The sequence below is a fragment of the Bacillus sp. GMs2/2 genome, from assembly GCF_050172095.1.
Taxonomy (GTDB): Bacteria; Bacillota; Bacilli; order Bacillales; family Bacillaceae_G; genus Bacillus_A; species Bacillus_A cereus.
Genome location: NZ_JBNLYE010000083.1, coordinates 1 through 16,038 on the forward strand (window position 1 = coordinate 1; position 16,038 = coordinate 16,038).

The following is a 16,038-nucleotide window of genomic DNA, read 5'->3' on the forward strand; positions in this document are numbered from 1 at the left end:
AGCAATTAATTTATTAGAAGAAAAGGGAGGAAAATAATATGAAAAAAATAATTATTGGTGCTTTGGCTTTTGTAGCTGTATTAGTGGTATTGGAACCGCAATATGCTTGGACATCGGATATTTATGGTCAAGGAGAAAAAGTAGTAGAATTAATAAATTCTTAACAGAAACCCCTTTCCAATCGGAAAGGGGTTTTTCAATATTTGTTCCTCAAAATTCTACAAAACTTGAGAAAATAATTATTTGAATTTTTAGTATATTAATAGTGGAAACATAATGCTAATATAAAACTACTCTTTTTCAAAAAAATTTTTTATTAGGGGGAAGGTTCATGAAAAAGAAAAGTTTAGCGTTAGTGTTAGCGACAGGAATGGCAGTTACAACATTTGGAGGGACAGGCTCTGCATTTGCGGATTCTAAAAATGTACTCTCTACGAAGAAGTACAATGAGACAGTACAGTCACCTGAGTTTATTTCTGGTGATCTAACTGGAGCGACTGGTAAGAAAGCGGAATCTGTTGTGTTTGATTACTTAAATGCAGCAAAAGGTGATTACAAGCTAGGGGAAAAGAGTGCGCAAGATTCTTTCAAAGTGAAACAAGTGAAGAAAGATGCTGTAACTGATTCAACAGTAGTACGTATGCAACAAGTTTACGAAGGAGTACCTGTATGGGGTTCTACTCAAGTGGCTCACGTAAGTAAAGACGGTTCTTTAAAAGTATTGTCTGGAACAGTTGCACCTGATTTAGACAAAAAGGAAAAGTTGAAAAATAAAAATAAGATTGAAGGCGCAAAAGCAATTGAAATCGCGCAGCAAGATTTAGGGGTAACACCGAAATATGAGGTAGAACCAAAAGCGGACTTATATGTATATCAAAATGGTGAAGAAACAACATATGCATACGTTGTAAATCTAAACTTCTTAGATCCAAGTCCAGGAAACTACTACTATTTCATTGAAGCAGACAGCGGTAAAGTATTAAATAAATATAATAAATTGGATCATGTAACAAATGAAGATAAATCACCAGTTAAGCAAGAGGCTCCTAAACAGGATGCGAAAGCAGTAGTAAAACCTGTAACAGGAACAAATAAAGTAGGAACTGGTAAAGGTGTATTAGGAGATACGAAATCACTTAATACAACGTTATCTGGTTCATCTTACTACTTACAAGATAATACGCGCGGAGCAACGATTTTCACATATGATGCGAAAAATCGTACTACATTGCCAGGAACATTATGGGTAGATGCAGATAATGTTTTCAATGCAGCGTATGATGCAGCAGCAGTAGATGCTCATTACTATGCAGGTAGAACATATGATTATTATAAAGCTACATTTAACAGAAACTCTATTAATGATGCAGGAGCTCCGTTAAAATCGACAGTTCATTACGGAAGTAAGTATAATAATGCATTCTGGAATGGCTCACAAATGGTATACGGAGATGGTGATGGTGTAACATTCACTTCATTATCTGGTGGAATTGATGTAATTGGTCACGAATTAACGCATGCTGTTACTGAAAATAGCTCGGACTTAATTTATCAAAATGAATCAGGAGCGCTAAATGAAGCAATTTCTGATATTTTTGGTACTTTAGTAGAATTCTATGATAACCGTAACCCGGATTGGGAGATTGGTGAAGATATTTATACGCCTGGTAAAGCAGGAGATGCGCTTCGCTCTATGAGTGATCCAGCGAAATACGGTGATCCAGACCATTATTCTAAGCGTTACACTGGTACTAGTGATAACGGTGGGGTTCATACAAACAGTGGTATCATTAACAAACAAGCTTATTTATTAGCAAATGGTGGTACGCATTCGGGTGTAACTGTAACGGGCATTGGTAAAGATAAGTTAGGTGCAATTTATTACCGTGCAAACACACAATATTTCACGCAATCTACTACATTTAGCCAAGCTCGTGCTGGTGCAGTACAAGCTGCAGCTGATTTATATGGTGCGACTTCTGCGGAAGTAGCGGCAGTTAAGCAATCGTTTAGTGCTGTTGGTATTAACTAAGGATTTAAAGGATAGCTATTAATAAAATACCTCAAAAATAAAGAAGGAGCATAGGCTCCTTCTTTATTTTTTTCTCCATTTTTTCCACAAATAATATAATCCGATACAACCTGCGATTGTCACAATCCACTTCGCTTCATTTGTTCCGTTCATGACTTGGTATGCCGAATATACTTCAATCAATAATGCCGGTATTTTACCTATTGTACTGGCAATACTGAAGGAGAGTAATGACATTTTCCCTAGAGCTGCAAATAAAGTCACGATACTTGATGGGATGAAAGGTATCAATCGAAACGATAGAACGAGTAGAAAGGCCTCTCTACCTTGTACATAAAGAAGACGCTCTACCTTTGGGTACTTATTTACTTTATCGTGAGTGAACTTTTGAAGGCCTATGCGGTAAATATAAAACGAGATAATAGCCCCTAAGGCCTCACCTGCGATTGAAATGATTGTGCCATTTGTTACACCGAAGAGCTGTATATTAATGGCGGTTAAAAAGATGCTAGGAATAACGCCTAAAAGACTAATGATGATGTTAATTAAGATACTAAGTGGAATTGCGATTGAATAGTATTCTGTTAAGAAATTTTGAATCGTTTCAGCCATTGTTTAAAATCCTTTATCTTTTTTTGCATTACACCATATTTCGTTTGTATAGGCAAGGGTAAATTTACATAATGTAGAAAAACGTTGATAAGAAGGGGTCTTTATACCTTATGTGGGTATTGGGTATATAAAAACAGGGGTATTTTAAAATGTTTTGAAAAACACTATAAAAACCTTTGTATGAAAGAGTTTTATAGTTATATTATCATTGTTTTTATATGGGAAATAATCATAAAATATAGGGGGTATATATTATAAAAGTCGAAAAATAGAGGATTGATGAAATTGCGCGGGTAAATATGGAAAAATAGATGAAAAAAATGAAAACTGATAGATTTTTTCGTTGTGAAATTGACTTTTAGTGAAGTTGCGATAATAATCATGAAAGAGGTGATATGATGAAACGAATAAGTAGTCTTTTCTTGAGTGGTTTATTGGCACTAATGCTGATCTTAAGTGGATGTGCAGGAAAAGAACAAAAAACAGAGAAACAAACAGGGAATCAATCGACATCAGTAGAAAAAATTAGTGATAATATTTTAGATGAAATGGAAGGGCCACCTAAAAATGGTCATACGATTGAAAGACATGTAGGCAAATCAGAAGAAGATTTGAAGAATCGCTTGAAGACAGATAAAGTATCAGCAGCAAGTACATACTATGACAAGGAAACAGCAACGAAAGCTGTAAAAGATAGTTTGAAGCAGCATGATAAGGAAATTCAAGACTGGTTAAAAAATTCTAAAGAGGCTCGTCTCGTATTAAATACAACACATTCATTCCCGGTTGGAAAAACGGTAATAAAGAAAAATATGAGTGTAAAAGACAAGTTGGTAAAAACTGTTACTGTTTTAGCAAGAGATAAGTCAGGAGAATTAGGGTTTAAGATTATTACTTCTTATCCATCTGATAAATAAGAAGGGGGAGTACATTATGTATACGACATTACAATACTTTCTTAAATCGTACTGTACGTTAAGTATTCATGAGGATGAAATAGTAAGCGTGATGGAAGAGTTTATTGAACAAGAAGACGAAGAAATCGTTTTGAAATTACGTGATGAATTAATAAATATGAAGAAAAAGAACGTGTGGGAAGAGGCGTGTGTATTAGCTGCGAAGGAAGGGAATCGTATGTGGTCTTTAGAAGAAACGAAAGACCATCTTGAAACTTTTTTACTATTACTGCAAAAGAAAAAGGCGTGATTAAATCACGCCTTTTTCTTTATGCTATTCGGTTGATATTATCTATTCTTTTGGAGCGCTTTTATATACGCTTTTTGAAATTTGTCCATTTGATATTACTGCTCCGTTTTGTGTTACTTTTTTATACGTAACCGCTGTGATTTTATCACTAGTCCTACTAATTACTTGGGAAGAAACTTCAACATTTTTACCAGTATTTGTACCGAAAATGCGTGTAGTAATACTACCTCCATTTGAAAATGCTTGAATATAAATATGATTGCCCGTATTATTTTTAAATTTTAAATCTGGACCATAATCTGCTACTGCTGCATCTTGCCCAAGTGGTAAATAATTTACCGGCATAGAATGATTGCTTCGAGAAACAATGCCTAAATCTGCCCTTAAAGCTGCGCTGTATAATGTACTACTGACTTGGCAAACTCCTCCGCCTGCACTTTGTATTACTTTACCTTGTGAATATACTGCTGCAGATTTGTAACCATGTGCAGCATCAGTTACGCCAACGCGGCCGTTAAAACTAAACGTTTCATCAGGTGCGACAATAACCCCACTTAAAGTATTGGCTGACTTATTTACGTTAAATGATTGATTTCCGTTACGGCCGGCCATTGGAGTAGAATATTCAGCGATGACTTCTTTAATACCCATTTTCTGTATGTCTTCTGTAGAACGTTCTGGTTTTATAAATGTAACTGGCAATGTAACATCTGATTTACCAGTAGTAATAGCTTCGTTTGTTAAATCGTTTAGTTTCCCTTTATCAATTTTTTCTCCGTTTTGGCTTTGACTAACATTTACTGTTGAGCCTTCAATACTCAATTCTGCATTAACAGGATTTTTTAATGTTTCATTATATTTATCTTTTATAAAGGTTTCATAAGCTGTTGCATTTAATTGTGGTGTTAATTTATAGTCACGTTTTAATTCACCGTTTTCAGCTTGCTTACGCATTTTGTAACGATTCATTACGTTTCCTTCTTGTTCTTTAAAGATTTTGTCAATAATATCTTTCTCTTTATAATTTACTCCTAAATCTTTCCATGTGTAAGTTTGTTTATCGTTTTGGAATATGTAGGTAAGGGATTTTTGATCTAATTCAGTTACCCTTTGATTAATAATTGCTTGAATATCTTTCTTATTTTTTCCATCGAGAGAAATACCTTCAAATGTAGTATTTGGTAATGCAGTAGTATCTAATTGATTATTTAATTTGGATACATATTGATATCCCCCAACACCGCCTACACAAAGTAATATGCCCCCAGCAATTGCAGAACCAATCAGTATTTTACTTAGCTTCATTTATTTCCCCCCAGAAATTTATGTATAAATATATGTATTACATTTTTTGTATAAAAATGATGAAAATAACATTATGTACGTACTAGTATACTATTATTTTCACTGTGTGTGTAATGTTTTCATAAAAAATGTTACATCGCTGTAATAATTGTCACTTCTTGTCACAATGTGTATGAAAAATATGTTGAAAAATATAATAAAAAGGCTGTCTAGAAAGATCTAGCAGCCTTTTTATTATATTTTTTTATGTTCATTTTTATTCGTAACACCGAGATGTTTTTGAAGGGTAGTTGAAATAGTGTCGACGCTTTTTTCATTTGGAACGTAATAATAAATACCACCTATATATTTATCTGTACCTTCTACTTGCATTTTTTCCATCTTTAAATTTGAATCCATTGAATTTTTTGTAATTGTCATCATATCATCAAAAGTTAAATTAGTTTTTAAATCCTTATCGACAGCGTCTAGTAGGCCACCGATTTTATTAATGGAATTAAGAGATAGTGCCTTTTCAGCAATGGCCTCTAATACAAGCTGTTGTCGTTGGCCACGCATATAATCACTATCGATATGACGAGTTCTAGCTAGCGCCAATGCTTCTTCTCCATTTAAATGTTGACGTCCTTTTTTAAGATGAATTGCATCTGCTTCATCTTTACTATTTTGCTCTGTGAACTCAACTGGAACGTCTACAGTAATACCACCAAGAGAATCAACAATTTTAATAAAGGATTTAAAGTTGAATTTTACATAGTAATCAACTGGAACATCTAAAAAGTTCTCTACCGTATCAATTGTGCTGTCTACACCACCGAATACGTGCGCATGTGTAATTTTATCGTATTTATCACGTGATTTAATGTAGACGCGTGAGTCACGTGGAATGCTTACAAGTTTAACGGATTTATCGTTTTTATTAATTGTTGCAAGTAATAACGCATCTGTTCGAGTCGCTTTTCCATAACCTTTTTCCCTAATTTCACTTTCATCAACACCCATAATAAGTACGGAAATGTTGTCGGTCATAGGTTTAACAGCTTTTTCACGTTTACTGGACTTATCTCCTCGACCTAGTTCAGCATAAGCATTATTTAAGACGGACTTTGCTTTACTGTATATATGGAAGGAATAGCCTCCTGCTCCAAGTCCTACAATTAGTAATGGAATAAGAAGGAACCAAAGTAGGCGTTTTTTCTTTGAGCGTCCTTTTTTGGCTCGCGTATCGTTGTTCGTGTCGGATTTCATCATTTTTTCTCCTTTAAAACTATCAAAGTGTATACATTTTGAAGTGTATTCAAACACATAAAAAATATTTTACGCTAAATAAAAGCGATTGTACATGTATAAAAAATAGATGTCTTGATTATTTATCCCGTATTAACGAGCAGTAAAACGCCCACCTCAAAGTCCAGTGAATACAATGAAGTTAGGTGGGAGATAACTGCCCGTAAATACCCGATTGGTGGAGGCTAATAGCCCCACTCTGATTAAAGTTTCACTTTATAAGACACCTATTCGTTATTGTATACAAAAGATAGGGATAAGAAAATGATAAAATTTTACCTAATTACAACATAATGCTTACGATAATTGCAGATAAAATACTAACGAGAGTAGCTCCATATAGTAATTTAAGGCCAAACCTCGCAACAACGTTTCCTTGTTCTTCGTTTAGTCCTTTTACCGCACCTGAAATAATACCAATGGAAGAAAAATTGGCAAAAGACACAAGGAAAACAGAAATAATACCAACTGTACGGGGAGAAAGGCTATTAGAAATTTTACTAAGGTCCATCATTGCGACAAATTCATTCGTTACAAGCTTCGTTGCCATAATGCTGCCAGCTGCTACAATTTCAGAGCTTGGTACACCGATAAGGAATGCGATAGGTGCAAATACGTAGCCAATTAATTGTTGGAACGTAATACCGAATATAATGAGGAACAAGTCATTAATACAACTAATTAATGCGACAAATCCGATGAGCATAGCGCCGACAACAATGGCTACACGAAAACCATCAAGAATGTATTCTCCAAGCATTTCAAAAAAGCTTTGTTTTTCACCTTTGATTTCTAAAATATCTTCATCATCTTTAACGTCGTAAGGGTTAATGATGAGTACGATAATAAAACCGCTAAATAAATTGAGAACGAGTGCAGTTACTACATACTTAGGTTCAATCATTGTCATATAGGCACCTACGATAGACATAGATACGGTTGACATAGCGGAGGCACAAAGTGTATAAAGACGGTGTTTTGGAATTTGAGCTAATTGCTTTTTCACTGTAATAAAAACTTCTGATTGGCCGACAATGGCAGAAGCGATAGCGTTGTAAGATTCTAATTTCCCAAGACCATTTATTTTACTAAGAAAGTACCCGATCCAACGAATGAAAAATGGTAGTATTTTGAAATGTTGTAATATACCAATTAAAACAGAAATAAAGACGATTGGTAATAATACAGTAAGGAAAAATGGCATTTCACCTTTATTTGCAAGACCACCAAATACGAAATTTATTCCATTAGCAGCATACTCGAGTAGCTTTGTAAACAAACTGGAAATGATTCTAATAAGTATGAGGCCGATTTCTGTATTTAATAGTAAATAGGTTAAAATTAACTGTATAATAAGCATGATAAAAATTGGTTTAAATTTAATATGCTTCTTATTATTGCTAGCAATATAAGCGAGCAAGAAAACAACAATTAATCCGACGAAAAAAGTAATGAATTTCATGGTAAGCCCCCTAAAAGAGATATTCTGCTATATATGTTTTTCATTTCAAGGGAGAATATGCATCTTTGGTAAAGAAAGGAATAGAGAGAGTATGAATATATGTAGAGTACATCACGTTGCAATTATTTGTTCGAATTATGAGACGTCAAAGGATTTTTATACTAGAATATTAGGGTTTAAAGAAATGAATGAAGTATATAGAAAGGAACGAGATTCTTATAAATTAGATTTATGTGTAGGAGAAGAGTATCAAATCGAATTATTTTCATTTCCAAATCCGCCTGAGCGCAAAAGTTTTCCAGAAGCAGCCGGTCTTAGACATTTAGCATTTGCTGTTACAAATATAGAAGAAGCTGTGAAGCATTTAAATCAATGTGGTGTTGAGATCGAACCGATCCGTATTGATGAAATAACGGGGAAGAAATTCGTCTTTTTCCAAGACCCTGATGGTTTACCTTTAGAATTGTATGAGGTTTGAAAATTGGTGGATTTTATATAGAGTTGCTTTCCAATAATTGAAGAAACTAAAGTGAAACTTCTTTTTAAAAGGAGGTGTAACTTTAGCTAAGAAAGCTAAAGAGCATATGTGGATATTTTAAAATTATTGATGGTAGTAATTCTTATTGGGTTAACAGCATTTTTTGTGGCTGTTGAATTTGCAATTATTAAGGTACGTAGCAGTCGTATTGATCAACTCGTTAGCGAAAAAAGACGAGGTGCACTGGCCGCTAAAAAGGTAACTACAAATTTAGATGAATATTTATCGGCCTGTCAGCTAGGTATTACAATTACTGCTTTAGGGCTCGGGTGGTTAGGGGAACCAACCATTAAACATTTACTCGAGCCGTTGTTTTTAAAATTGCAATTCTCACCTACAATTTCCAGTACAGTTTCATTTATTATTGCCTTTGCAGTAATTACATTTTTACATGTTGTCATTGGGGAACTTGCTCCAAAGACATTTGCTATACAAAAAGCAGAACAAGTTAGCTTATTGTTATCTAAACCACTTATTTATTTTTACCGAGTTATGTATCCGTTTATTTGGGCTTTGAATGGTTCAGCGAGGGTTGTAACTGGTTTATTCGGATTACATCCAGCTTCTGAACATGAAGTAGCTCATTCAGAAGAAGAATTAAGGTTAATCTTATCTGAGAGCTATGAGAGCGGAGAGATTAACCAAAGGGAATTTAAATATGTAAATAATATTTTTGAATTTGATAATAGAGTAGCAAAAGAAATTATGGTACCTCGTACGGAAGTTGTAGGCTTATATGAGGACGAACCATTTGAAACACATATTAAAGTAATCGCGCAAGAAAAGTACACGAGATATCCTGTATTTGGTGAAGATAAAGATGAAATTATTGGGATGGTTAATGTAAAAGATTTATTTATTCGTTATATGGATGGTAGTCGGGACGAGGAGTGCTCGATTATGCCATATACAAGGCCAGTTATTGAAGTGCTAGAAAATATTCCAATTCATGATTTACTATTACAAATGCAAAGAAAACACATTCCATTAGCTGTATTGTATGATGAATATGGTGGTACAGCAGGGATTGTTACACTAGAAGATATTTTAGAAGAAATTGTTGGAGAAATTCGAGATGAATACGATGAAGATGAGAATCCACCTATAGAGCATGTAAGTGAAGGTTATAAAATCGTAGAGGGAAAAGTGCTTATTAGTGAAGTAAATGATTTGCTTGGCATACATTTAATTGCTGATGATGTAGATACAATTGGTGGCTGGATTATGGTACAAAAACAAATCGTTGCTGAAGGAGATATTATTGAGAAACACGGTTTTTATTTTAAAGTCCTTGAAAAGGATATGCATCAAATTAAACGAGTGGAAATAAGGAAAGTAGAAGAATGATTTTCTATAAACTTTAATAAAAAGGATATACAGAAAAATAAATGTTTGCGCTTTCAAAAAAGGTACTATATAGTGAAGGTGGATACTGAAAAATTCTTCTGAATGATACTCGTGTTTTTAGAGGGCGGATTTTTTGGATAAGGATTTAGAATGAAAAAGTATAGGTGATAAAAATGATAGCAACGAAGGATATACGTATAGAAAAAGATTTTTTAGGTGAAAAAGAAGTACCAAGTGCAGCTTATTATGGTGTACAAACATTACGTGCCGTAGAAAACTTCCCAATTACAGGATATCGCATTCATCCATCACTCATTACAGCAATGGCAATTGTGAAAAAAGCGGCGGCACTTGCGAATATAGATACTGGTTACTTAGCTAAAGACATTGGACATGAAATTGCAGAAGCAGCGCAAGAAATTGTTGATGGAAAGTTTCATGATCAATTTATCGTGGACCCTATTCAAGGCGGAGCCGGAACTTCTATTAATATGAATACAAATGAAGTAATTGCGAATAGAGCGTTAGAACGTATGGGATATGAAAAAGGGGCGTATGCAAAAATTAGTCCAAACACTCATGTGAACATGGCCCAATCAACGAACGATGCGTTTCCGACAGGAATTCATATTGCAACTCTTATGATGTTAGAAAAGCTTCTTATTACAATGGAAGAACTTCATTCTGCTTTTCGTAAAAAAGCAAAAGAGTTTGATTACGTTATTAAAATGGGACGCACACATTTACAAGATGCAGTTCCAATTCGCCTTGGACAAGAATTTGAAGCGTATAGCCGAGTGCTTGCGCGTGATATAAAAAGAATTAAACAGTCTCGTCAACATTTATATGAAGTGAATATGGGGGCGACAGCTGTTGGTACAGGATTAAATGCAAATCCTACGTATATTGAACAAGTAGTAAAACATTTAAGAACGTTTAGTGGATTCCCACTTGTTGGTGCAGAGCATTTAGTTGATGCAACGCAAAATACAGATGCATACACAGAAGTATCTGCAGCACTTAAAGTATGCATGATGAACATGTCTAAAATTGCAAACGATCTTCGTATTATGGCGTCTGGGCCACGTGTTGGGTTAGCTGAAATTCAATTGCCAGCACGTCAGCCGGGTTCATCGATTATGCCAGGTAAAGTAAATCCAGTTATGGCAGAAGTGATTAACCAAGTCGCATTCCAAGTAATCGGAAACGATCATACAATTTGCTTAGCATCAGAAGCAGGACAATTAGAGTTAAACGTAATGGAGCCTGTGCTTGTATTTAATTTAATTCAATCTATAAGTATTATGAATAATGGATTCCGTGTATTCCGTGAATATTGTATTGAAGGAATTACAGCAAATGAAGAATTGCTGAAGCAATATGTTGAGAAAAGTGTTGGAATTATTACAGCAGTTAATCCTCATATTGGTTATGAAGCAGCATCTCGTATTGCACGTGAAGCAATTGAAACAGGAAAATCTGTTAGGGAGTTATGTTTAGAACATGGCGTACTGACAGAAGAGGAATTGGATATTATTTTAGATCCATTCGAAATGACTCACCCTGAAATTGCTGGAGCTTCTTTATTAAAAAATAAAAAAATGTAATGTGAAAAACACCGATCCATTTGGATCGGTGTTTTATTTTTAAAAGATATTAAATACAGCGTTTAATTGAAGTAAGCTAATAACAGCTAAGAAGATTAAACTGTATTTCATTGCTGTTTTAAATAGAGCAGATTCTTTACCAACTAGTCCAACTGCGGCACAAGCAACTGCTACAGATTGTGGTGAAACCATTTTTGCCATTGTACCACCTACTACGTTTAAGGCAACGAGTGTAGAAGGAACGATGTTTAACTGGTCTGCTGTTACTGCTTGAAGTGGTGCGAATAAAGAACCACTTGAAACTACTGAACCTGTAATGAATACGCCAATCCATCCTAAGATTGGAGAAAGAACTGGGAATGCATTACCAGTAGAAGAGAATGCAAGTCCAAGTGTAGATGACATACCAGAGTAGTTCTCTACGTAAGCTAACGCGATAACGCTACAAATTGTATATACTGGAGCTTTTAATTCTTTCATTGTTTCAATCATTAATTCTTTAACCATTTTACCTTTTACGCGGTAAACGATAAGTGAAACGATAATTGCTAGTACAATCGCAGTAGTTGTAGAAGAGAATACATCAAATTTGAAAACAGCTGCGAAAGGTGTATCAGCTTTTGTAATTGGTGTAGTTTTCATAACAGCATTATGAAGACCAGGGAACTGAATGTTAAATACTAAGTTTGCTAACGCACCATCTGGAGCAAATAAAGCTTTAACCGGTTTTAAGTTAAAGATTGTTACAAATGCAGTTAAGAATACGAATGGAGACCAAGCATATAAAATTTGATTGAATGTATGTGATACTTTAGTTTCTTGTTTTTCTTCTTTAGTAGAAGATTTTGGTTGCCAAACACGTAAGAATAATGCAAGAGCAATCATACTTACAACGGCTGCGAAAATATTAGTAAGTTCTGCGCCTAAGAAGTAAGTTACAGCGAATTGAGTAATAGCGAAAGAAACACCACTTACAAGAATACCTTGCCAAGTTTCTTTAATACCTTTAATTCCATCGACCATTGAAACAAGTAAGAAAGGTAAGATAACACTAATGAAAGGTAAAATAAGAACAGTTTGACGACCAATAGTTAATGCGTCAAGTTGAGTTAATTGTGCTGGTACTGTAACTGGAATACCCATAGCACCCATAGCACCACCAGCAATATTAGCTACTAAACAAATACCTGCTGCTTTTAATGGATTAAAGCCCATACCTACAAGTAGTGCAGCTGTAATAGCAACTGGAACCCCTAGACCAGCTGCGCCTTCTAAGAAAGCACCGAAAGAATAAGCGATTAATAATACTTGTAAACGTTGATCATTTGTAATGCTTGAAATACTATCGCGAATAATATTGAATTGCTCTGTTTTAACAGTTAATTTGTAAAGGAAAATTGCAGCGATAACGATAGTACAAATTGGATAAAATCCAGATAAAACACCGAATCCGGCAGATGCTACAGCTACTGTTGCTGGCATTTTATAAACAAATATTGCAAGGATAATAGCGACAATCACACTATAAAGACCAGCCATGTAACTTTTCATTTTGAATCCCATTAAACAAATGATGAAACAAAAGATTGGAAGTGCTGCGATTAGTGCAGATAACCAAATATTGTTTAACGGGTCATAAATTTGTGTCCAAGTACTCATAATAATGACAACTCCTATCTATTATATGTGAAGAAATTCACATTATTTGTGAAACAATTCACAATCAACTTACATGCTTAGTATATTCTCCTTCAACACTATTGTCAACGTAAAAAAGTATAATTATTCCATAATAGTGTTAAAAGAAAAGCTTTGTTCATAAAGTAGACAAAAAACACACTCAAATGAATTTAAGTGTGCTGTATAAACTATTTGCATATTATTTTGCTTATTCAGATGGCATGTTCCTTATAGGCGTATATTAGATGAAGTCTTTTATATTAAGTATAAAGTTTGATATATGCAATTATCTGTCCTGTTTGATCTAGCGGGGGGAACGGTGAGTGGATTTAATAGGAAGTTTTGCACAACAATCCAACCGCTTGCAATACGAATAAAAAATAAGAAACAAATTTTTAATATCACATCATCTCTTTTTACTGAAAATTCCTTTTAGCGTAACAAAGAGGTTAATTATAGTTCAACTACATTACGATAGGTTATCAATTATAGACGGTATTTTACAATACCGTTACTGTGCATTTCAATGAGGTGAAAATATAACAAAAAGCCTGATAAAACAACGTTTGCAAGCAAAGTATTCGTAGGCCATTATTTTGCTTTTTCGTTATATCATATAGTATAATATTCAAAATCAGCAAGGATTTTTTCCTGAATTTTTGCTGATAAAGATGGAAAAATTTTTCGGCTTTATAGGTTGATAAAGTTATGTCGTAACAGGAAATATAAGAACAGATATATAAATAAATAAAAAGAACATAAAAACGCAAATAAAAACGAAAATGAGGGGAACTTTATGAGCCAAAATCAATTCGAATGTCGTATTTCAGAAGAAGATGTACAAATGTTAAGAGCGTTAGCTCACCCACTTCGTCTACGTCTAGTAATGGAACTTATGCAAAGAGGAACATGTAATGTAACACAGCTACAGGAAGTATTAGAAATTCCACAATCAACTGTTTCACAACATTTAACGAAGTTAAAGCAAAATAAAGTAGTACGCTTTGAAAGACGAGGATTAGAAGTGTATTATCAAATCCATAATGATAAAGTAAGTGCAGTAGTAAAAACATTATTTTCTTAAAATTTGAATATTATGGAAAAAGACGTGTAGCATATACGTCTTTTTTTATTTGTCAGAAAGGTAGCGAGAGAGTAAATATTAGCATGTGAGGAAGAAATGACTATCAATCAACATGCTGCCTTACGGAATATATTCTAAAAGGAAAAGAAAAAATAGAAAGGAGTGTAGTAAGCAAAAGGAGGGATATTAGTATGGATGTGAAACGTGTGAAACAAATCTTATCTTCTTCAAGTAGAATTGAAGTTACATATGAGGGCGTACCAGTATGGATTGAGAGCTGTGATGAGCAGAAGGGGAGTGCTCAAGTGTATGATGTATCTAATCCTGGTGAGAGCGTTCATGTGGACGTGACAGCTTTAGAGGAGAAATAATAAAAAAGACGCTTCTAATTTTAGAAGCGTCTTTTTGTTATTCCATCATATGTGCAATTTTCTTAGAGAACATAAGAAGTACTAATCCCAGTACAATTACGATAATACCGATGCTTGCGAATACTTCTAAATATCCTAAAGATTGAGTGAAAGCGGCTAATTGTCCTGCTAATAAGTTTGCGAAGCCAGTACCAGCTAACCATACACCCATTAATAATGATGCTAATTTAACAGGAGCAATTGCACTTACCATAGATAATCCGATCGGTGATAAGAATAACTCACCGATTGTGTGGAACATGTAAGTGAATACAATGAATAGTAAATTTGCTTTCATTGTAATGTTACCTTCATCGCTACCAGTTTTTAAAACAGCTAAAGTTAGAACTAAATATCCAATCCCTAGTAAAATCATGCCTAATGCCATTTTTGTTGGGATTTTCAAATCACCATTTTTTGTTTTTGAAAGCTTAATCCATAACGCAGAAACAGGTAATGCTAGTAAGATAATGAATAGTGGGTTTACAGATTGGAACCAAGGTGTTGGAATTGTAAATCCACCAATTGTACGATCTACGAACTTATCTGTGTAAAGTGTTAAAGAACTACCAGCTTGCTCAAATCCTGCCCAGAAGAATACTACGAAACAAGTTAAAATTAAAATTGCAGCAGTACGTTTTTTCTCTTGTGTTGTTAAAGGTTTTTTCTCAATTGCTTTTGCATTTTTTTCTTTAGATTGTTTACCTACAACAGTTGTTCCGATAGACCCTAAGTAACGAGGTGCTAAGAAATTAAAGGCAAGCTGCCCAATAATCATACCGATACAAGCTGTTAAGAAACCGTATCTATAATCTGCGAAGTAACCGCAAATGAATGGAGCGATAAGAGCCCCTAAGTTAATCCCCATGTAGAAGATAGTGAAGGCACTATCACGACGAGAATCATTTTCGCTATATAATTGACCTAATAAAGTCGAAATATTTGGTTTGAAGAATCCGTTACCAATAACTAATAATCCTAATCCTAAGAAAAGTCCAGTTTTTGTGTTCATTGAGAATAATACAAAGTTACCAATTGCCATGATGATACCACCAATAGTAATGGCATGTCGCTTCGTAATGAAATGGTCAGTTAACCAACCACCAATAATAGGTGTGAAGTATACTAACATTGTGAAAATACCGTAAATTTGAACTGCAACTGCTTTATCAAATCCTAAACCGCCGCTTACTAAGCTCGTTGTTAAATAAAGAACTAATAAGCCACGCATTCCGTAATAACTAAATCTTTCCCATGCTTCTGTAAAGAACAACAAGTATAACCCTGGTGGATGTTTTTTTGGTGATTGTTGCTCTCCAGCTTTGTCTAATTTTAAAGCTGCATCCATGTTTGTTTCCCCCTAATCCTGTATAACGGATATTTATGTAATCATTTTAATTTACAAAATATTTAGAAGTCAATAGAATTATATGGAAATAGAAAGAAAATTTCTAAAAAAGTTCTATTT

At 34.3% G+C, this 16,038-nt stretch carries 15 protein-coding genes; 9 read left to right on the plus strand and 6 right to left on the minus strand.

Annotated features, from left to right (window positions below):
- Window positions 1-38 precede the first annotated feature (38 nt).
- Both ACQGS6_RS12890 and ACQGS6_RS12895 read left to right on the plus strand, forming a co-directional pair.
- Window positions 39-164, plus strand: coding sequence for an NprX family peptide pheromone (locus tag ACQGS6_RS12890; RefSeq protein ID WP_000720170.1), 126 nt, complete (start codon window positions 39-41; stop codon window positions 162-164).
- Window positions 165-331: 167 nt separating this feature from the next.
- Window positions 332-2,032: a M4 family metallopeptidase gene (locus ACQGS6_RS12895; protein ID WP_000730383.1), complete on the plus strand. Its 1,701-nt coding sequence runs from the start codon at window positions 332-334 to the stop codon at window positions 2,030-2,032.
- Window positions 2,033-2,095: 63 nt separating this feature from the next.
- Here ACQGS6_RS12895 and ACQGS6_RS12900 read toward each other — a convergent pair whose 3' ends face one another.
- Window positions 2,096-2,644: a TVP38/TMEM64 family protein gene (locus ACQGS6_RS12900; RefSeq protein ID WP_000852231.1), complete on the minus strand. Its 549-nt coding sequence runs from the start codon at window positions 2,642-2,644 to the stop codon at window positions 2,096-2,098.
- Window positions 2,645-3,042: 398 nt separating this feature from the next.
- Between ACQGS6_RS12900 and ACQGS6_RS12905 the strand changes: the two genes are divergently transcribed.
- Both ACQGS6_RS12905 and ACQGS6_RS12910 read left to right on the plus strand, forming a co-directional pair.
- On the plus strand, window positions 3,043-3,561 hold the full coding sequence (locus ACQGS6_RS12905) for an RNase A-like domain-containing lipoprotein (protein WP_000822706.1): 519 nt from the start codon (window positions 3,043-3,045) through the stop codon (window positions 3,559-3,561).
- A 16-nt stretch (window positions 3,562-3,577) separates the two neighbouring features.
- On the plus strand, window positions 3,578-3,850 hold the full coding sequence (locus ACQGS6_RS12910; RefSeq protein WP_000288806.1) for a hypothetical protein: 273 nt from the start codon (window positions 3,578-3,580) through the stop codon (window positions 3,848-3,850).
- Window positions 3,851-3,892: 42 nt separating this feature from the next.
- Here the strand turns inward: ACQGS6_RS12910 and ACQGS6_RS12915 are convergent, their stop codons facing one another.
- The 3 genes from ACQGS6_RS12915 to ACQGS6_RS12925 form a co-directional block, all read right to left on the minus strand.
- On the minus strand, window positions 3,893-5,155 hold the full coding sequence (locus ACQGS6_RS12915; RefSeq protein WP_000777361.1) for a VanW family protein: 1,263 nt from the start codon (window positions 5,153-5,155) through the stop codon (window positions 3,893-3,895).
- A gap of 234 nt (window positions 5,156-5,389) precedes the next feature.
- Window positions 5,390-6,406 (minus strand): LCP family protein, encoded by a 1,017-nt coding sequence (locus ACQGS6_RS12920; protein WP_426965199.1) that lies wholly within the window; start codon window positions 6,404-6,406, stop codon window positions 5,390-5,392.
- A gap of 319 nt (window positions 6,407-6,725) precedes the next feature.
- Window positions 6,726-7,904, minus strand: a complete 1,179-nt coding sequence (locus ACQGS6_RS12925; RefSeq protein ID WP_000668870.1) for a NupC/NupG family nucleoside CNT transporter — start codon at window positions 7,902-7,904, stop codon at window positions 6,726-6,728.
- Between the two features lie 91 nt (window positions 7,905-7,995).
- Between ACQGS6_RS12925 and gloA2 the strand changes: the two genes are divergently transcribed.
- The 3 genes from gloA2 (at window position 7,996) to aspA (ending at window position 11,396) form a co-directional block, all read left to right on the plus strand.
- On the plus strand, window positions 7,996-8,382 hold the full coding sequence (gloA2, locus tag ACQGS6_RS12930; RefSeq protein ID WP_001017678.1) for an SMU1112c/YaeR family gloxylase I-like metalloprotein: 387 nt from the start codon (window positions 7,996-7,998) through the stop codon (window positions 8,380-8,382).
- A 108-nt stretch (window positions 8,383-8,490) separates the two neighbouring features.
- Window positions 8,491-9,789: a hemolysin family protein gene (locus tag ACQGS6_RS12935; protein WP_000353324.1), complete on the plus strand. Its 1,299-nt coding sequence runs from the start codon at window positions 8,491-8,493 to the stop codon at window positions 9,787-9,789.
- A gap of 173 nt (window positions 9,790-9,962) precedes the next feature.
- Window positions 9,963-11,396 carry an aspartate ammonia-lyase gene (gene aspA / locus ACQGS6_RS12940; protein ID WP_426965200.1) on the plus strand — a complete coding sequence of 478 codons (1,434 nt, stop codon included), beginning with the start codon at window positions 9,963-9,965 and terminating at the stop codon, window positions 11,394-11,396.
- Window positions 11,397-11,435: 39 nt separating this feature from the next.
- On the opposite strand, the gene ACQGS6_RS12945 is transcribed toward aspA, so the two are convergent.
- Window positions 11,436-13,055 carry an L-lactate permease gene (locus tag ACQGS6_RS12945; protein ID WP_000109102.1) on the minus strand — a complete coding sequence of 540 codons (1,620 nt, stop codon included), beginning with the start codon at window positions 13,053-13,055 and terminating at the stop codon, window positions 11,436-11,438.
- Window positions 13,056-13,872: 817 nt separating this feature from the next.
- Here ACQGS6_RS12945 and ACQGS6_RS12950 point away from each other — a divergent pair.
- Entirely contained in the window at window positions 13,873-14,160 is a 288-nt protein-coding gene (locus tag ACQGS6_RS12950) for an ArsR/SmtB family transcription factor (RefSeq protein WP_000081428.1), read from the plus strand.
- A 191-nt stretch (window positions 14,161-14,351) separates the two neighbouring features.
- Entirely contained in the window at window positions 14,352-14,531 is a 180-nt protein-coding gene (locus ACQGS6_RS12955) for an acid-soluble spore protein H (RefSeq protein WP_000382687.1), read from the plus strand.
- 37 nt (window positions 14,532-14,568) lie between these two features.
- On the opposite strand, the gene ACQGS6_RS12960 is transcribed toward ACQGS6_RS12955, so the two are convergent.
- The gene (locus ACQGS6_RS12960; RefSeq protein WP_000338314.1) at window positions 14,569-15,918 is read right to left on the minus strand and encodes a peptide MFS transporter; all 1,350 of its coding nucleotides are present in this window, start codon (window positions 15,916-15,918) and stop codon (window positions 14,569-14,571) included.
- Between the last annotated feature and the right edge of the window lie 120 nt (window positions 15,919-16,038).